This window comes from Rouxiella aceris, from assembly GCF_012933545.1.
GTDB classification, from domain to species: domain Bacteria; phylum Pseudomonadota; class Gammaproteobacteria; order Enterobacterales; family Enterobacteriaceae; genus Rouxiella; species Rouxiella aceris.
In genome coordinates this window covers 469,941-488,894 of sequence record NZ_JAADJU010000003.1, presented here as the reverse complement: position 1 = coordinate 488,894, position 18,954 = coordinate 469,941, and the positions used below count along the sequence as shown (strand labels likewise).

16 protein-coding genes are annotated in these 18,954 nt (G+C 50.2%); 11 read left to right on the top strand and 5 right to left on the bottom strand.

What is annotated here, in order from left to right; translation table 11 throughout:
- The coding region (locus GW590_RS08100) for a hypothetical protein (RefSeq protein WP_169402504.1) at nucleotides 1-202 on the top strand (202 nt) is incomplete at its 5' end.
- Nucleotides 203-209: 7 nt separating this feature from the next.
- Here GW590_RS08100 and GW590_RS08095 read toward each other — a convergent pair.
- From GW590_RS08095 to dacD, 3 genes are all read right to left on the bottom strand, one after another.
- Nucleotides 210-704: a DUF2501 domain-containing protein gene (locus tag GW590_RS08095; protein ID WP_169402503.1), complete on the bottom strand. Its 495-nt coding sequence runs from the start codon at nucleotides 702-704 to the stop codon at nucleotides 210-212.
- Between the two features lie 117 nt (nucleotides 705-821).
- The gene (locus tag GW590_RS08090; RefSeq protein WP_169402502.1) at nucleotides 822-1,730 is read right to left on the bottom strand and encodes a LysR family transcriptional regulator; all 909 of its coding nucleotides are present in this window, start codon (nucleotides 1,728-1,730) and stop codon (nucleotides 822-824) included.
- 191 nt (nucleotides 1,731-1,921) lie between these two features.
- The gene (gene dacD / locus GW590_RS08085; protein ID WP_169402501.1) at nucleotides 1,922-3,091 is read right to left on the bottom strand and encodes a serine-type D-Ala-D-Ala carboxypeptidase DacD; all 1,170 of its coding nucleotides are present in this window, start codon (nucleotides 3,089-3,091) and stop codon (nucleotides 1,922-1,924) included.
- 387 nt (nucleotides 3,092-3,478) lie between these two features.
- Between dacD and GW590_RS08080 the strand changes: the two genes are divergently transcribed.
- From GW590_RS08080 to GW590_RS08050, 7 genes are all read left to right on the top strand, one after another.
- On the top strand, nucleotides 3,479-5,785 hold the full coding sequence (locus tag GW590_RS08080) for an FdhF/YdeP family oxidoreductase (protein WP_169402500.1): 2,307 nt from the start codon (nucleotides 3,479-3,481) through the stop codon (nucleotides 5,783-5,785).
- Nucleotides 5,786-6,007: 222 nt separating this feature from the next.
- A complete protein-coding gene (locus GW590_RS08075; protein WP_169402499.1) occupies nucleotides 6,008-7,945 on the top strand; it encodes an exoribonuclease II in 1,938 nt (645 codons plus the stop codon).
- 328 nt (nucleotides 7,946-8,273) lie between these two features.
- A complete protein-coding gene (locus GW590_RS08070) occupies nucleotides 8,274-9,677 on the top strand; it encodes a hypothetical protein (protein WP_169402498.1) in 1,404 nt (467 codons plus the stop codon).
- A gap of 158 nt (nucleotides 9,678-9,835) precedes the next feature.
- On the top strand, nucleotides 9,836-10,507 hold the full coding sequence (fetA, locus tag GW590_RS08065) for an iron efflux ABC transporter ATP-binding subunit FetA (RefSeq protein WP_169402497.1): 672 nt from the start codon (nucleotides 9,836-9,838) through the stop codon (nucleotides 10,505-10,507).
- Nucleotides 10,494-11,261 (top strand): iron efflux ABC transporter permease subunit FetB, encoded by a 768-nt coding sequence (gene fetB / locus GW590_RS08060; RefSeq protein ID WP_169402496.1) that lies wholly within the window; start codon nucleotides 10,494-10,496, stop codon nucleotides 11,259-11,261. The genes fetA and fetB overlap by 14 nt, the downstream gene beginning before the upstream one ends.
- Nucleotides 11,262-12,234: 973 nt before the next feature.
- Nucleotides 12,235-12,618, top strand: coding sequence for a YebF family protein (locus GW590_RS08055; protein ID WP_169402495.1), 384 nt, complete (start codon nucleotides 12,235-12,237; stop codon nucleotides 12,616-12,618).
- A gap of 123 nt (nucleotides 12,619-12,741) precedes the next feature.
- Complete coding sequence (locus tag GW590_RS08050) at nucleotides 12,742-13,410, top strand: NAD-dependent epimerase/dehydratase family protein (RefSeq protein ID WP_169402494.1); 669 nt, start codon at nucleotides 12,742-12,744, stop codon at nucleotides 13,408-13,410.
- A gap of 22 nt (nucleotides 13,411-13,432) precedes the next feature.
- On the opposite strand, the gene GW590_RS08045 is transcribed toward GW590_RS08050, so the two are convergent.
- Nucleotides 13,433-13,987, bottom strand: a complete 555-nt coding sequence (locus tag GW590_RS08045; protein WP_169402493.1) for a GNAT family N-acetyltransferase — start codon at nucleotides 13,985-13,987, stop codon at nucleotides 13,433-13,435.
- A gap of 104 nt (nucleotides 13,988-14,091) precedes the next feature.
- On the opposite strand from GW590_RS08045, the gene GW590_RS08040 reads away from it, so the two are divergent.
- From GW590_RS08040 to GW590_RS08030, 3 genes are all read left to right on the top strand, one after another.
- Nucleotides 14,092-15,000: a LysR family transcriptional regulator gene (locus GW590_RS08040; protein WP_169402492.1), complete on the top strand. Its 909-nt coding sequence runs from the start codon at nucleotides 14,092-14,094 to the stop codon at nucleotides 14,998-15,000.
- Between the two features lie 151 nt (nucleotides 15,001-15,151).
- Nucleotides 15,152-16,717, top strand: a complete 1,566-nt coding sequence (locus tag GW590_RS08035; RefSeq protein ID WP_169402491.1) for an MFS transporter — start codon at nucleotides 15,152-15,154, stop codon at nucleotides 16,715-16,717.
- A gap of 134 nt (nucleotides 16,718-16,851) precedes the next feature.
- Nucleotides 16,852-17,124, top strand: a complete 273-nt coding sequence (locus GW590_RS08030; protein WP_169402490.1) for a DUF3811 domain-containing protein — start codon at nucleotides 16,852-16,854, stop codon at nucleotides 17,122-17,124.
- Between the two features lie 92 nt (nucleotides 17,125-17,216).
- On the opposite strand, the gene amyA is transcribed toward GW590_RS08030, so the two are convergent.
- A complete protein-coding gene (amyA, locus tag GW590_RS08025; protein ID WP_169402489.1) occupies nucleotides 17,217-18,701 on the bottom strand; it encodes an alpha-amylase in 1,485 nt (494 codons plus the stop codon).
- Nucleotides 18,702-18,954 lie beyond the last annotated feature (253 nt).

The following is an 18,954-nucleotide window of genomic DNA, read 5'->3' as shown; positions in this document are numbered from 1 at the left end:
GGGCACGACACTGTTCAATTTGGACAAGGCGCAGGATTCCAAAGGAGGCGCGCCTTCGCCTCCTTTGGGCGGTCTGGGCCGCCGCCCAGTGAGCGCAGCGAATGCAGTTGACCTTGACCTTGACCTTGAAGTTGAAGTTGAAGTTGAAGTTGAAGTTGAAGTTAAAAGCCAATTTGTAATTAAAAACCAAATTGTCATTTAAGCCCCCACTACATGAAGGACTTCGCCTGCTTCAACACCACATTGCAGGCCTTTTCCTTCACTTTCTCTTTTATTTGCGTCATACCACTACCCAAATTATTTAAATCGAGGTTTTGCCCGTTACCGCTATGCAAAATCCCGGCAAGACCATCCTGATAATCCGTCTTTTGGGCTGTGCTGGCGTTTTGCATTCCCAATTTACTCATCAACTTATCTTTAACCGATGTGGCACTACTGGCAGAAAGTAGATTATTTTTTACACAATAGCCAAGAATACCGGCAGCATTGGTGCGACTTTTGGCGGTAAGATTATTATCACTGCCACTTAATAACGAAGAGAGTTGCCCCATTGAATTGCCATTGCCGGCACTGCTGCCGTTATTTCCCAGTTGCTGATTGGCAGCGTCGGATAATGAGTTAAGAAGATTATTAGCCTGGGCGCCTCCAGCTAACAGTAAACCGGTGACAGTAAGAGCCATCAGGCGGATACGAATTGCTTTCATCTTGTAGTTCCCTTCTTTCTGCGATTACTGAGGCTGCTATAGCGTCGATGGGCCTAAGCTTGACGTGGTCAAGCCGGAGCAGCAATAGGAAAATGTCGCATTTATTAGTTCAGTGATTCAATCAGTTGCCTGCGCAGCCAGCCACTGACTCGCAGCCGCAAAGAAATGCTGCGCCAGCGGCGTTGCCCTGCCCGGTTCAGCAACCACCAGCGCCGCATGACGGCTCATGGGCGCAATCTCTAATGGACATCGCCGTAATGCCGGGGACATAGCATCAATAAGATGTCCGCGCGGCACCAGCGCACAGCCAAGGCCGACAAACACGCCCTGCATCAATTGGAAAATTGAGGTGCTTTCCAGAATTGGATGTAGCTCAAGTCCCGATTGGCGAAAATAGTTGTCCAGATAACGGCGAAAATAGCGGCTAGACTCCGACAAACATAATGGCAACGCCGCGACCTGCTGCGCATTAATGTTGGTTAACACCTCTAGCTGAGGAAAATGTTGCGGATGATAAACCAAATCAACACCACCGTCCTGCAACGGAAACAACTGAAAACGCAGCTCATTGAGGGTCGAAAATTCAAAGAAACCAATGCCAATATCCACCGAATGACTGCTCAGTGCCTCAATCAGTTGATCAGCACTGACCTCCGAAACCCGATAGTCCAGTCCGGCATGACTCTCGCCAATACCTTTTAGCAACGCAGGTAACGAAATACTGCATTGCGGCATAACGCCAATACGCAGAGTGCCGCTTAACCCCTGTTTCAGTGACTCAACTTCAAGTTTCAGCCCCTCATAGACCGAAACAATCTCCCTGGCCCAGCTTAAAACACGTACGCCTTCAGCGGTAAATCCTTCAAAGTTATTGCCGCGATTGATCAAATTAAGATCAAGTTCTTTTTCAAGATTTTTCAGTCGCATAGATAACGTTGGCTGACTGACAAAACTGGCTTCTGCGGCTCGTCCAAAATGTTTTTCACGCTCAAGATTACATAGGTAAATCAATTGCTTAATATCCATAATACGGACCGCGCATCGTAATTCCAAGTGAGTGAAGTAGCCCAAAAGTATATCAGGTAATGATTTTATCAAGATAAAAAACGAGGCAGATAAAGCGAAAGGGGGAAATACAGCATAAAAATGGCAAGAACAACATCGGCAAAAACAAACGACCTGTGCATAGAAGACACAGGTCGCTATCAGTAACAGACTTAGATTTTTAGTTTAATATAATCAATTGCACGACTGAATATCCCACCTTTTGGCAGGTCATCCAGGGCGACTAACGGCACGGTTTTAATCACTTTACCATTATCGACAATATTGATACTGCCTACCTCTTGCCCCTTGCGCAGCGGTGCCTCAATCTGCTTGTTGCTTAACACATACTGTGCTTTGACTTTGTCACTGTCGGCCTGCGGAATATTCAGGTAAACATCATCCAGGCTACCGACATTAAGTTGTGACTTATCGCCGTACCATACTTTTTCGCTGGCTACGCTTTGTCCCGCTTTAAATACCTGCATGCTGGTAAAGGTACGGAAACCCCAGGTCAATAATTTACGCGCCTGCTCTTCACGTCCCTTGGCACTTTTGCCTCCCATTACCACGGCGATCAAACGACGATTACCTTCGGTAGCCGAGGCAATAATATTAAAACCGGCGCTTTCGGTATGGCCGGTTTTTAAACCGTCAACGTTGAGGTTTTTATCCCACAGCAGGCCATTGCGGTTCTGTTGGGTGATTTTGTCGTAGGTCAGCGACTTCTCATTATACATATGATATTCCTCAGGTTCGCCGCCGATAATGGCACGCGAAAGCCTGGCTAAATCATAGGACGTTGTAAACTGACCCGGCGCGTCAAGCCCGTGAACGGTTTCAAAGTGGGAATTGGTGAGTCCAAGTTTTTGTACATACTGATTCATCACGCCGACAAATGCATCCTGGCTACCGGAGACGTAATCAGCCATCGCCACACAGGCGTCGTTACCTGAATCAATAATAATGCCACGTACCAGATCGCGAACCGTCACACGGTCGCCCGGTTTAAGGAACATCAGCGAAGACCCATCAAGATTTTTGTTACCGGCAACCCAGGCTTCCTGTGGTACGGTTACCACATCGTCCATAGTGATTTTATGCTGGTCGAGCGCGCGGTCGATAACATAACCGGTCATCAGTTTGGTCAGACTGGCCGGGTTGCGGCGCTCATCCGGATTACCTGCGGCCAGGACATCACCACTGGCGTAATCCATTAAAACAAAGGAGGCAGCATCAATACTCGGCGGTACTACCGGCACATCGAGAGGTGCCACAGCCCAGGCTTGTGTTGCCGTAACACAGCATACTGCGGACAAAATACTTAATACAAAACGCTTCACTTAATTATCCTCAAACGCTCTTTGAAGTCAGCCAAACCCAGGGAGTGGGCAGCCGGCCAAGGTAAAATTGAAACAATGGCGGCATAGGGTGCATCAATTAACGCAGAAGCTAAACAATAAGACTTTTGCTAAGAGTTTCACAATGAAACCATTTGCTTACAATTTGCTTAAGCTGCCGCCAACTTGACGAATAAACAGGCAGCAACCTAGCAGTCATTTATCTCATCTATGGTAATCATCTCCATTATCGATGCGCTCTATCTCACGATTGCATCATTCGATTAGACGATCATCTGCCCCCTTACTAAACTTGTGACATAAAATTAACAATACCACTACGCACTTTTCAACCAAGTTGAAACAACTCAACACCTGCGAAGACCTAATATGAAATTTAAATCCGAGATAAAACCCTATACCGGCGCGGCTGGCGGTTGGGGTTCACTGGAAGCGACTACCCGCTACGTTTTTGACAGTAAAAAAGTACTGTCCAACTTGCGCAACCTGCTACGTGTTAACAAAGGTCGCGGTTTTGACTGTCCGGGTTGTGCCTGGGGCGATGATAATCACAGCACCTTCAGCTTTTGTGAAAATGGCGCGAAAGCCGTTAGTTGGGAAGCCACGCGCAAAGCGGTGGAACCGGAATTTTTTGCCCGGCACAGCGTGGCTAAACTGCGCGAACAGAGCGACTATTTCCTGGAATATCAGGGCCGCTTGACCCATCCGCTGCGTTATAATCGTATCACTGACCATTACGAACCCATCAGTTGGGATGATGCCTTCTCACTGATTGCCAGTCATCTTAATGGTCTTGAAAACCCGAATCAGGCCGATTTTTATACTTCCGGCCGTGCCAGCAATGAAGCCTCCTACCTTTATCAGGTTTTTGGCCGCATGTTTGGTACCAATAACTTCCCGGACTGTTCAAATATGTGTCACGAAGCCAGCGGTGTTGGCCTCAAGCAAAGTATTGGCGTCGGTAAAGGGACGATTCGCCTGGATGATTTTGAGAAAGCCGATGCTATCTTTGTCTTCGGTCAGAATCCCGGTACCAACCATCCGCGTATGCTGCACAGCCTGCGTCATGCCGCCGATCGCGGTGCCAAAGTTGTAAGCTTCAATACCCTGCGTGAGCGTGGACTGGAACGTTTTGCCGACCCGCAAAAACCGCTGGAAGTCGTCACCACCAAAGCCGGGCGCATCAGCTCTGCCTATTATCAGCCTAATCTGGGCGGTGATATGGCAGCAGTACGCGGTATGGTCAAAGCCTTGTTGCAAAGCCATCGCCAGCGTCTTGCCAGCGGTGAACCGGCTTTGTTCGATGTCGATTTTATCGCCGAGCATTGCCACGGTATTGACGATTATCTGGCAATTGTCGATGAAACCAGCTGGCAGCAAATTACTCAGCAGTCTGGTCTGTCCGAAGCAGAAATTCGTGAGGCAGCCGGGATCTATATGCAAGCCGAACGCGTGATCTGCACCTGGGCAATGGGCGTTACTCAACATAAACACTCAGTACCTACGGTACGAGAGATCACCAATCTGCAACTCCTGTTTGGTCAGTTGGGTAAACCGGGCGCCGGTCTGTGTCCGGTTCGCGGTCACAGTAACGTGCAGGGCAACCGCACTATGGGTATCGATGAAAAAGCGCCTAAGCCGCTGCTCGATAACCTTGAACGCCATTTTAAATTTACTCCACCGCGTGAACCGGGCCATAACACCGTAGAGGCTCTGGAAGCCATGCTGCGCGGAGAAGCCAAAGTGCTGATCGCCCTTGGCGGCAATCTGGCGGCAGCGGCACCGGATACCCCGCGAACCGAACAAGCCTTGAGCAACTGTGATTTAACGGTACAAATCAGCACCAAGCTAAACCGCAGTCATTTAACACCGGGACGCGAAGCACTAATCCTGCCTACCCTGGGGCGCACCGAGCTGGATATGCAGGCCACAGGTTCACAGTTTATTACCGTAGAAGACTCCTTTAGCATGGTGCATGCTTCTGAAGGCGTCGGCATCCCGCTTTCCACGGAACAACGCTCAGAAACTGCCATCGTTTGTGGTATTGCCAATGCGGTATTGGGTACCCGTTATCTCGACTGGCTGGCGCTGGCGGATGATTACAATCTGATCCGTGATCATATCGAGGCGACCATTCCAGGGTTTACTGATTTTAATAAACGTTGCGATATCAAGGGCGGCTTTTACCTTGGCAGTGCCGCGGCAGAGCTGACGTTCAATACCCCGACCGGTAAAGCCAACTTCAGCGCGGCTGCGCTGCCGGAAAGAGTGATCCCGATGCAACATGACAACGCACCTTTTACCTTGCAGACGCTGCGTTCACATGACCAGTACAACACCACCATTTACGGCCTGGATGACCGTTATCGCGGCGTCTATGGTCAGCGTGAAGTGTTGTTTATCCACCCGCAGGACCTGGCTGATTTGGGTTTTAACGAGGGTGAACTGGTTGAAATCGAAACACTGTGGGATGACGGTATTGAGCGTAAAGTCAGCGGCTTCAAGCTGGTAAGCTACGATATTCCTCGCGGTAATCTGGCAGCTTATTATCCCGAAACCAACCCGCTGGTACCGCTGTCCAGTTTTGGTGACCAGACCCATACTCCGACCTCCAAGTCGATCCCGGTAGCGATCCGTCGCTGCGAAGCGATAGTCGATACGCGTCGTATTGCCTGATCCCTGCTGATATAAGGGTGCCCGGAAATTCCGGCACCCATTTTTTATGCCGCCGTACCATCCTCTCCCCTGATTTTGTCAATATTGTATAAAGCCTGTGCAGGGCTCTACCCTCAGCTTTAATAACGTTAAAATAGGCAGATGCTGCTTGCCCACAGTGGCTGATTCGCGTAAAACTGTCTGCCGCTAATCGAACCATCCTAACCTTATTCTCTGGACGATATGTTTCAAGATAACCCGCTGCTCGCACAGCTAAAACAGCAACTTCACTCTCAGACTCCACGTGTTGAAGGCATTGTAAAAGGAACTGAGAAAGGCTTTGGCTTTCTTGAAGTAGAGGGTCAAAAAAGTTATTTCATCCCGCCTCCTTACATGAAGAAAGTCATGCATGGCGATCGGGTTATTGCGTCTGTTCATACCGAAAAAGAGCGTGAGATTGTTCAACCAGAAACACTGGTCGAGCCTTTCTTAAGTCGTTTTGTCGGCCGGGTGATTAAAAAAGATGACCGTCTGGCGATAATGCCTGACCATCCTTTGCTGCGTGATGCCATTCAGTGCCGTACCGGGCGCAACTTTGCTCACGAACTAAATGATGGAGACTGGTGTGTTGCCGAAATGCGCCGCCACCCGTTAAAAGAAGGCGATCGCGGCTTCCAGGCTGAACTGACCGAATGGATCACCACCGGCAGTGATGACTTTGCTCCCTGGTGGGTAACATTGGCACGTCATAATCTGGAGCGTGAAGCGCCGCAATTTGACGTTACCGAACTGCTGGAACAGGGTCTGACTCGTGAAGATCTCACCGCCCTGCCGTTTGTCACTATCGACAGCGCCAGCACGCAGGATATGGACGATGCCCTCTACGTTAAAGATAACGGTGACGGTACGCTGAAGCTGATGATTGCCATCGCCGATCCTACTGCCTATGTCACTGAAGGCAGCGACGCTGACAATATCGCTCGCAAACGCGCATTTACCAACTATCTGCCGGGTTTTAATATCCCGATGCTACCGCGTGAACTGTCCGACAATCTCTGTTCACTGCTGCCAAATCAACGCCGTCCGGTATTGGCTTGCAGCGTGACCCTGGCTGCCGACGGTGCTCTGGGTACAGACATTCGCTTCTTTGCTGCCTGGATCGAGTCCAATGCCAAACTGGTATACGACGAGGTTTCTGACTGGCTGGAAGGTAGCTCGCAATGGCAACCGCAAAACGACACCATTGCTGAACAGATCCGTCTGCTCAAGCGCGTCAGTGATGCCCGCAGCACCTGGCGCACCACCAACGCCCTGGTATTTAAAGATCGTCCCGATTTCCGCTTTGTGTTGGGTGAAAAAGGCAATGTACTGGAAATTGTGGCTGAACATCGCCGCATCGCCAACCGCATTGTTGAAGAGTGCATGATTGCAGCGAACGTCTGTGCCGCTATTGCCCTGCGCGACAGTCTGGGTTTTGGCGTCTATAACGTACATAACGGTTTTGACCCGTTATTGGTTGAGCAGGCAGTTACTGTTCTGCAGGCAAATGGCGTGGAAGCAGATGCCGCCGAGTTGCTGACGCTGCCTGGCTTCTGTGCCCTGCGCCGTAAGCTGGACGCTATGCCAACGCAGTTTCTCGACAGCCGTATCCGTCGCTTCCAGACTTTTGCAGAAATCAGCACCGTGCCCGGCCCACACTTTGGTCTTGGACTTGAAGCGTACGCCACCTGGACGTCGCCGATCCGTAAATATGGCGATATGGTCAACCACCGCTTGTTAAAGGCAATGATCACCGAGCAAAGCGCCGAGAAACCACAAGATGAGATGACCGTGCAGCTTGCCGAGCGTCGACGTCTGAATCGTATGGCAGAGCGTGACGTCGGTGACTGGCTGTATGCCCGTTATCTGGAAGATAAAGTTGGCACCGAAGTTAAATTCAGCGCTGAAATTATCGATGTCACTCGCGGCGGTCTGCGTGTCCGTCTGCAAGATATCGGCGCTGTGGCCTTTATTCCAGCACCTTTCCTGCATGCCGTGCGTGATGAACTGGTTTGCAGCCAGGATACCGGTAGCGTATTGATTAAAGGCGAAGTGGCCTACCGTCAAAGTGATATTATTGACGTAAATATTGCCGAAGTCCGTATGGAAAATCGCAATGTGATCGCCAGGCCTGCAGCCTGAGATAAAGCACTAGCTATTCACTGATAAAAACCCGTTGGTTAACGCCGACGGGTTTTTTATTTCTGTCGCGCCGATTTTCCCGCTGATGTATTAATAGTCTGGCAAGTTGCCATGAACTTTCTGTTGAGAAAAAACCACCTATTGGAAGACAGCCTGTCAGTACACGCTGTGCTGCTTTATCTTATTTTCTCCCAAAGCAAACGGCCAATATATTTATGGCTGCAGCAGGATCATGGGTGATAAAAGGGTTTTATACCTGAATAATCCGCGTTGCCCCCTAGCTGTTTGCGGGATAAGCGGAATATTTATTTCATTGAGGACGATATCTATGTCAATACAATCACTTTCTCCTATTGCTCTGCGACCCAATGGCTCAACAGAAAATACCTCATTAGTTACAGGCAGACCTCCTCCGCCTGCAGTGCAAGAGATAAATCGGCGTAGGCGATTACCCTTTAATAACGCAATTAGCCAAAAATATTTGATGACAAAATCTGAAGTGACACCACCGGCGTCCGCTGGGCAGCTGCGGGTCAAGCGTGGCGCCCTGAATGGCCTAAGTAAAGACGACCCATGGTGGCGGCGTCTTATCATTGGCGGGCCACTTGAGTTTGTTCCCGGTTTGCGAGATATCAATCCTGCCGGTTCTTTTTTAATTGCCAATGCCCGCACGCCAGGCGTTGATGCTCATCCGCAACCTGTTAAATTCCCTATTCTGCGCCCGCAACAGATTGTCGATGGCGTTACCGCCGCGAAAGGAACCCCTGACACCACCTACTTTGACGGCAAAGGGATCTTTGCCTCACACGTTTTAGATGATGTTTTTAGAGTGGGTTCCGGGTATATGACATCAGCGCAAATTAGTGGCCTGGAAAAAGTCCGACTGGCGATCAAACAGGCTTACAGTCAGTCCCCGTCTTTTAAAAAAATGGTTTCGCTACGTCATCAGCTACTCAATGACGCCAACGGACCTAAAGCGCCACGTATTACGGTATTAATTACGCGCGACTCGGCACAGCAAAAACGGTTTTTGGGCAAAAACATTCCTGCCTTTACCGATATACCTACCGGCATTATGGTCTTTGACGGTGAATCACTGAACAATTTGCATCATCATAAGGATTTTTTTCAGGTAGGGAGATTTAAAGCAGACCTCAAACCACCCAGCGAGAAAATGCTTATTATTCATGAAGCCCTGCACGCCTTGTGTTATACCATCGACAGAGAACGGAATTCACAGACCGCAGATCTTAAATTTGCCCAAGCCGAGGGGAAAATAAAAGAGGCAGTAGTGCCCGTCGATCACTCCCCTGACTCCTATATTGTTAAAAGTACGGCTCCGACAGAAAACGACTTTGCCAAAATTAATCCTTCGTTAATAGACGGCATGCCAAGAGGCAAAGATATCTATTTTAATAAACTGACTTTTATTGGTGAAAATGATGCATTGGTCAACACCGTAATGCGCGAGATAAATAAATACTATTCCCCCAAACTGACTTATGGCGATTTAAATGCCTTTCATGGCGATCCCAGCCACAATATAAAACTGAGTCTTTATGAATATAAATTGCTCTTTGAGTATCTACTTAAAAAAGACATGCAGGATGGGGATCTCGATTATCCTTATGCCCCCTTTGATGCCAACAGGCAGCAACAAATTACTATTGATGTTGAAAACATACGCCAAAAAATCACTTTCCCGCCCGATTATCTGACGGATGATGAGTAGTCTTTGCCATCAGGCCGCCGGAGCTTTGATGATTAAACTTACAATGCGCTGGTAACACACAAGCTGTGATTTTTTAAACCAAAAGTGACATTTTCCCCTTCGGCCTGTGGGGTTTAATACGTTAAAATCAGCGCATAATTTTTTCTCACGAGCCTGCCATGTCATCCCCACAAATTTTATTACGTTTGCAGGATGTCAGCTTCAGCCTGAATCAACAGGTTTTGCTGCCTCCCACCTCTCTTGAGCTTAATGCCGGTGAGTTTACGCTGCTGACCGGCCCTTCCGGCTGCGGTAAAAGCACGCTACTGAAAATTGTCGCCTCGCTGCAAAATCCATCCAGTGGACAAGTATTTTTTACCGGCCAGGATATTAGCCAACTCAATGTTGAACACTACCGGCAACAGGTTTCCTACTGTTTTCAGACGCCGGTGCTTTTTGGACAAACGGTATTTGATAATCTGGCTCTACCCTATCAGATCCGCGGTAAAAAAGCCGACAGGGTGCATATGTGCGACTGGTTGGCACGCGTCAACCTGCCAAAAGAAATGCTGGATAAAGAAGTGCAATCACTATCGGGGGGAGAGAAACAGCGCGTCTCGCTGCTGCGTAATCTGCAATTTTTGCCCAAAGTTCTGTTGCTCGATGAGATCACCAGCGCGCTGGACGAAGAAAACAAGCGCAACGTTAATTCCATTATTGCCGATCTGGTGAAACAACAGGGTATTGCGGTGATGTGGGTAACCCATGACAGCAATGAAATTCGCCACGCCCAGCGGGTGATCACTTTGGCGCGTCAGCCTGCGGGAGAAAATAGCCATGAATCAGCATAACATTACCAACGAATCACTGGGCCTGGCGTTAATTCTGGTGGTATTCGCGCTGTTGGTCAGTAAGAAAGAGAAGTTGGGCCTGGAAAAAGACATTATCTGGAGCGTTGCCCGCGCCATTGTGCAGTTGGTGATTGTCGGTTATGTCCTGAAATATATTTTTCAGCTCAACAACGCCGGCTTAACGGTGTTGATGGTGTTATTTATCTGTATTAACGCGGCGCTGAATGCCAAAAAACGCAGTCGCAATATTGATAACGGTTTTGTCATCTCGTTTATTGCCATTACGGTGGGCACCGCCCTGACGCTCTCGGTACTGATATTAAGTGGTTCTATTGAATTTCTACCGATGCAGGTGATCCCGATCTCCGGGATGATTGCCGGCAACGCCATGGTGGCGGTGGGACTTTGTTACAGCAACCTCAACCAGCGTTTTGCCGATAATCAGCAAAAAATCCTGGAAATGCTCAGCCTCGGTGCCAGCAGCAAGTTGGCTTCGGGTTCGATAATTCGTGACAGTATCCGTTCAGCGATGATCCCCACCGTTGATGCCGCCAAAACCGTAGGCTTGGTCAGCCTGCCCGGTATGATGTCGGGGTTGATATTTGCCGGTATCGATCCGGTAAAAGCCATCAAGTATCAGATTATGGTCACTTTTATGCTATTGGCGACCGCCAGTCTGTCGACCATTATTGCCGGGTATTTGGCGTATCGGCGTTTTTATAATGATCGGGGGCAATTGAAAGTTTTAAAGTGAGGACTTTAAAGTTTGCTACTTAAAAGGCAATTGTTGTTTTAAAGCCAATGGGCTTTAGAGGAGCTGCTACGGGGTGGGCTTAAAATCAATTAGCTATGAGGAGTTGTTTCGGGTTGGGCTTAAATGGCAATTTGTGGCTTAAAGTCAATGGGCTATGAGGAGTTATTTCGGTTTTATAATAGTGGTGGCAACTTGACCCGCTGTGCCGAACCGAGTTAAGGAGCGCTGGCCCGCTCCTTAACAATCCTGGGCCTTTTGGTGTCTTTGATTCGTCTGCTGCCTATTACCGGCTATGTTTCAGTTACCCCCAGCGTGGCACGAGCCGCGCTGCTACGCAGTCCCCTTGCTCGGTCGGGAGCCAAAAACGTCTCCCTCCGCTTCGCGCGGCGCCGTCTCTGAATGTGCCAGCAAACTATGTACACCATACGGTTTCAGAAACTACTGTTTTGTCTTTTTGTCTTTCGCAGTTGACCTTTGATGTTGCCGGTTTTGCTTTAAATGTTTCCTGGCCGATTCAAAACCTACGCTGAGCGACGTGGAGCGAGACGCTTTTGGCTCGCGACCGAGTGAAGGGACCGCGCAGCGGCGTGGTTTAGGCCACACACCGATGTCACTGGAAAGAACTACAACCGAGGGCAATACACGCATCAACAACACCAAAAAGCTCAGGGGTCAAGGGGACTCGAGCGACTGCGAGTCCCCTTGTCGGTTCGGCACCGCGGGTTAAGTTGCCACTGCAATAATAAAACCGAAACCCTTTGCTCGGAGTAAATTGACTTTTAAGTAAAAATTGCCACTTAAGTGATAGAGGCGCTCTGGGCCGCCGCCCAGTGAGCGCAGCGAATGCCCTTGACCTTGACCTTGACCTTGAAGTTGGAGTTGACCTTGAAGTTGAAGTTAAAGTGGAAATTGACATTTAAGCCCAATCCCTTACTCTTACAGCCGCTAAATTTTTATAAACCCAGGAGTTTCCATGGTTGGAACCAAAAGCAAAATTGTGCTGACCGGCATAATATCGCTGCTGTTTATTGGCATAGTGATTATCCTCGCTTGCGTTTACCTCTACCCGGTATGGATGCAACGCACCACGCCGCAGGCCTGCGCCACGATCACCACGCAAAATGCCATCGACGTGGTCACTCGCGACTTTATGGAAAACCGTCTACCCAATTGGGGAAATGATAAAGACGACCTCGGCACTCAAACTCCGGCCCTGGCGTTTATCACCGATAATGTCAAAGCCGATAACGGTACTTACCGGGTGCCGTTCAGCGCCAAAGGACCTGCTGCCACATTGCGTTATATCGGCAATCTCAACTGCAGCAATAACTATATCAAATACCAGTCGCTCGACTGATTATCTGTACGCCACTGCCGCGCTGGCGTACAGTCTTTCACTGCCAGTGCAAACGCTGGCGCAAATAATATTGGCCGACGTTCAGTGCTGTGCACTGCTGCTCCCTGTTACTAAGGAATACCCATGAGAATTCTCATTTTAGGTGCTACCGGAATGGTCGGTCAGGGTGTATTGCGTGAATCACTGCTGGCGCAAGACGTGAGCGAAGTGGTGGCGCTGGGGCGGTCACCGGTGGGTAAGCAAGCGGAAAAACTGCGCGAAATTGTTCATGCCAATCTGTTTGACCTGACCGACATAGAGTCCCAGTTGCAGGGGTTTGATGCCTGCTTCTTCTGCCTTGGCGTGTCATCAGTGGGTATGCAAGAGACAGCTTATGCCCATATTACCTACGATCTGACGCTGTCGGTGGCCCATACCCTGCTGCGCTTAAATCCGCTGATGACCTTTGTTTATATTACCGGCGCAGGCACCGACAGTAGCGAACGCGGTAAAAGCATGTGGGCCAGGGTAAAAGGGAAAACCGAAAATGCCCTGTTGAGTCTGCCGTTTAAAGCGGTATACCTGTTCCGACCTGGGGTGATCCAGCCAATGCACGGTGTGCAATCCCGCACACTGGCCTATCGCCTGCTTTACCCGCTGCTGTGGCCATTTATCGCCATATTGCGGCCATTAATGCCCGGAACTATCCTTACCACCGAAAACGTGGGCTGGGCCATGCTGAATGCCGCTCGTCGCGGTGATGGCGACAAGGTGCTGGAATCAAAAGATATTTATCAGCTAAGCCAGGGATAAACAGTAGCAAAAAAGGTAATTATTACGCGTTGGGGGGCAATGTGCTGTCCCCCTCGCCCAACGGGCGCTGCATCAGCACCGTATTCAACCAGCGGCCATGTTTGAAACCCACAGCGGTTAATTGCCCGATAGTAGTAAACCCCAGCCCCTGATGCAGACGCAGCGAGGCAATATTTTCACTGTTCCCCACTACCGCCATCATCTGCCGCCAGCCACCGCGTTCGGCGCGTGCAATGGCCTCCGCCAGCAGCGTCTTGCCAATCCCCTTGCCCTGATGGCCCTGAGCGATATACACCGAACCCTCAACAGTAAAGCGATAGGCGTAACGCGGGCGGTAAGGTGACAAATAACAGTAGCCGACAATCTCTCCCTGATATCTGGCCACCAGATAAGGCAGCCCTTTGCTCACGACGTGCCGACGGCGTTGCAACATCTCTTCCACAGACGGCGGCTCAGTCTCAAAGCTGGATAAACCATAAATAACGTGATGGGCATAGATGGCCTGCACTGCCGACATATCGGCTTCACTGGCATCAGCTAATACAATGGCATCTGCTGCGGGGTGAGTTAAAGACATAGTGGTTTCTCAGTCTGGGTTATTGCTTTGATTTTAAGAGTAAAGTAAACAGTTAACTTAATGTAGCTTTCTCAACTTATCATCACTATAAGAAAAACTTTGCCATGAATCTGCCGCCGAGCACCAGACTTAATCTTGATCAACTGGCCACCTTTGCCCTGGTGGTGCGACTGGGCAGCTTTTCTGCCGCCGCCGAACAGCTTGATTTGACTCAGCCAGCGGTCAGTCTGCAAATTCGCCAGTTGGAAAAATACTTCCAACTTAACCTGCTGGAACGTATTGGCAAAAAAATGAAACCCACCTCAGCGGGTAACACGCTGCTACAACACCTCCCCCAAATTGAGCAAAGCATTGAACTTGCCTTGCAAGGTATGGCACATCATGCGCAAGGAGTGAGCGGCAGCGTGACCCTGGGTAGTGGTGCCACCGCCTGTATCCATCTGCTGCCCCCCTTACTTGGCCAGCTGAAACAAGACTGGCCCGAGCTGGAGGTCAGTGTACGCATTGGCAACACCGACGAGATGGTAAAAGGGGTGGCAGAAAATCGTCTTGATTTGGCATTAGTGACGCTACCGGCAGCGGGGAAAAATCTGGCGATCACCCCGCTTTTTGAGGAAAAATTTTTACTGATCGCCGCCGCGGCAGGGAGTGAACGGCTAAATAACATGACTCCTGCCAAGCTGGTGGAGATACCATTGGTGCTGTTTGAGCGCGGTAGCAGTACCCGTTTGCTGATCGACAACTGGTTTCAATTACAAGGTCTAAAACCTCGACCAGTGATGGAGTTAGGCAGCATTGAGGCAATAAAACAGATGGTGCGCGCCGGGCTGGGCGTCAGTATCGTGCCGCAGTTGGCCATGCAAGATGCGACTGAGGAGATGGGGCTAGTGATGCAGCCACTTATGCCGCCGTTAGAACGTCAATTGGCGCTGGTATTGCGTCAGGATAAGCCACTGAATAAAGGACTTAAAAAAGTGGTCGACAGTTTGATGACCCTGAGTAATCGGCGATAACACACCTCACCGTCCCCTGGATGCCAACTATAAGTAAAACTGATTAGGTAATCCAAAACTCCTCTTTGCGTTGCCATGGCAATACCCCCTATGCTGCTGGCTGTCTTCCGCCGGGCTGTTTGCTCCTCTTTTTGCCGCAGAGCACGTTTTTATGACTGATTCCGTAATTGATTCTCCAATGACCTTTCGTCGTTCACTGCTGGCCGTACTGGGTCTGGCGCTGGTTTTGATGCTGTCGGCGCTGGATCAAACGGTGATCGGCAATGCCATGCCTTATATCGTCGCCGATTTGGGGAATTTTGACCTCTATGCCTGGGTAGCGACCAGCTATCTGCTGACCTCGATTATTACCGTGCCGATTTTTGGCCGTCTTGGCGATTACTATGGTCGCAAATATTTTGTGCTGGCCGCTACGCTACTTTTTACCCTTTCGTCAGCGCTATGCTCTTTTGCCGGCAGCATGTCGATGCTGATCCTATGGCGAGCGGTGCAGGGTATCGGCGGCGGGATGCTGGTGGGTACCGCCTTTGCCTGCATTCCCGAACTGTTTCCCGATACGCGGCAACGGCTGCGCTGGCAAATTTTATTCAGCACCGCCTTTAGCATCGTCAATGCTCTCGGCCCCACTCTCGGCGGGATACTGACCGAACAGTACGGCTGGCGATCGGTGTTCTATCTCAACTTACCGCTCGGGCTGCTGGCGCTGGTGGTCTCCTGGCGCTATCTGCCCTACTTTAAACCGCAAAAGAAAGCGGCCATCCGTCTTGACTGGCTGGGCGCACTGCTGATTATGTGCGTACTCGGCAGCCTGCAACTACTGGCAGAGTTTCTGCCCAGCAACGGCTCGGCGTTTACCTTGATCGCCCTGATGCTGGCCTGCGGGCTGAGCAGCGCCATTTTGCTATTTCAGCAGCGCCGCGCCCATTCGCCGATACTGCCACCGCCATTGTTTGCCATCGGCCCAATGCGGCAGCTGTTTATTATCTCGGCGCTGATCGGGGCGGTATTATTTACCTTGCTCTATTTTATGCCGTTACTGTTTCAGGGGGGCTATGGCTATTCACCAAAACAGGCGGCCTGGCTGATCACCCCGATGGGTGTCAGCATTACGGTGAGCGCGATTATCAATGGCCGTATAGTCACCAGAATGCGTAATCCGATGCGTTTGCCGCAAATGGGTTTTCTGGTGGCGGCCAGCGCCTGTGCACTGCTGGCGTTGCTCGGCAATCGCGGCAGTTTTGGCGTACTGCTGGCGTTGATGATGATGTCCGGGGTCGGCATTGGTTTTATCTTGCTCAACGTCACCCTGTTTACGCAAACCCTGGCACCACGGGAATTTCTCGGTATTTCCACCGCGCTGTCGCAGTCACTGCGGCTGGTCGGTGGCCTGCTCGGCACCGCGTTAACCGGAGCCGGTGTCACCAAGTGGTATAGTGTGCATGTTACTGGCACATTGCAGGCGGCGGACAATATCCCGCTGCCGCCGACGGTGATACAGCATTTCGCCAATCCGCAGGTGCTGCTGTTGCCGCTTTCCGCCGATTTTTCCCGCTATTATCCCTTGGCGCGCAGTGCGATGGTCAATGCCATCGATATCGGCCTGGCGGCCTGTGCGCTGCTGGCGCTGCTGGCTTTTTGGCAATCCACCCGTCTGCCACTGATCCAGTTTCCCGGCATTAGCCCGAGGAGCGGCAAAAAACCGACACTTCTTGAGTAAAAAACGCGTTATCTCTGAGATTTTTGCCAGTTAAAGGCTACACTAGGCTGTGTCCTGCATTGGGTCGTGCCACCGCCGCAGATGCACATTGGGACACTGCCCAGAATCACTTTCCACAAACGGATGCAAGAGTAATGAAAAGAATAACACAGCAAGATATGGCGGAAAGCGAACAACGCGAGCTTAAAACCCAGTTAGACCGCGCAAGAAAGACTCAGGGACGCGATCTGACCAACTCTGAAATCAACCGCATCAAGGATGACTATATTGACCGCTTGATGGAAGAAAGAGAGAAAGTCGCCAGCAAAGCGCGGGCAGAAAAACGCCGCGAAAAAGCCAACGCCACGCCAAGTACCTCGGCCACCTACGACTGGACCGCAAGAACGCATCCCCGCGGTCGTCGTTAAAGTTTGCCGCACACTGAATATCAAAGGGCAGCCCAGGCTGCCCTTTGAGTTGCTATAAAGCTGCCTCGCCTGGCAGTTCCCGCAGAGATAAATCAGTCATTTTTCCTGATCCAGACGCTGACACTCCCGCCGTTACAACGGAACTCACCCGTGCCCTCGGCATTACAGACCACCTCTGCATCGAGATTTCTTGTCAGATCGGTCCACTGGCTGTCAGCAAAATTGTCGCCTAAAGGGATAGCTTTCACGCCGTCGCTGTCATTGGACATCACCACCACACAACCCGGTTTTTCCTCCGTTCCTGCGCGCACAAAAGCGATACAGTTGGCATCATCGAGATAATCGGTTTGCGGTCCCCAGGCATACTGCTGACGCGCCTGGATCAAGGTTTCCAGTTCTGCCACCACCGGTAAGTCAATCTGGTGCTCATTGCCATCGTCACCGCTATCTTGATAACTGGCACCAAACAGGTCGGGATAAAATACGGCTGGCACTCCTTGTTCACGCAGCAGGATCAGCGCATAGGCCAAAGGCTTGAACCAGGGCTCAACCGGGATTTCCAATGATTGTAACGGCTGCGTATCGTGATTGGCGACAATGGTCACCGCATGCCAGGGATCGGCCTGTAGCAGTGAACCGTCAAAGATATGGGTTAAATCATACTCCTTGCCTTCCAGCGAAGCGTGATGGAAATTGAGCAGTAACGGGGCATCAAACAGCATGGTTTTACCATCAACCTGGTCTATGTATTGCTGCAATTTATCCGTTTCGAACGACCAGTATTCCGCAACAATAAACATCGGTTGGCTGGCCGCCTGCTGGATACTGTCAATCCATTCTTTGTAGAACCAGGCGGGAATATGTTTAACGGCATCCAGGCGAAAACCGGTGCAAGGCACTTGCTCCATTAGCCAACTGCCCCAGTATTTGAGTTCCTCTCGCACCGCGTTATTGCGAAAGTCGATATTGGCGCCCATCAGATAATCAAAATTGCCAAACTCGTCATCAACCTCGACATTCCAGCCATCAACGGTATAGTCATTAACGATTTTAAAGACACCGCTTTCATCCGGATTTTCAATATGGTCAACGCCACTGAAACAGTGATAATCCCAGATAAATTGCGAATACTTGCCTTCTCGTCCCGGAAAGGTAAAGCGCGTCCAGGCTTCTGCGGCAACTACCTCCTCCTCTATTTCCTCGCGATTATCTGCCAGTACCCGGTTAACGCTGACTTGCTCTTTTTCATCGGCCCCCATTTTATGGTTGAGCACCACGTCCATTAGTACGCCAATATTTTGTGCACGCAGCGCGTTAACCGCAGCGATCAGCTGAGCCTTGTCACCATACTTGGTCGCAACACTGCCCTTTTGCTCAAACTCTCCCAGGTCGAAGAGGTCATAGGTATCGTAGCCGACAGAATAACCACCTGATTCCCCTTTACTGGCGGGAGGCAACCAAACCATGGTGATGCCTATTGAGGCCAGCCATTCTGCTTTTTCCGCTACTTCGGGCCAGAGTTTTCCGCCATCTGGGTAATACCAGTGAAAAAATTGCAGTAACGTTGGGTTATCCATTGATCATAGTTCCAGCTGTGGGAAGTCTTTAATCAATAGACGAGTTTTGACAATAGCGTTAAGGGGGATAACCGGCAGGATCAGAGGAAAAATAACTTTGCGCTGACAGTAACTCTGTGTGACAGGATTAATGTCAATTAAAATAGGCACCTGCATTAGCTGAATGCTTTCATTGATAAAAAAATTTAATCTCTGCAAATAGAAATATTCATGACAATTATTTGCCAAGCCGCCCCTGAAAGCCTTTGCCCTC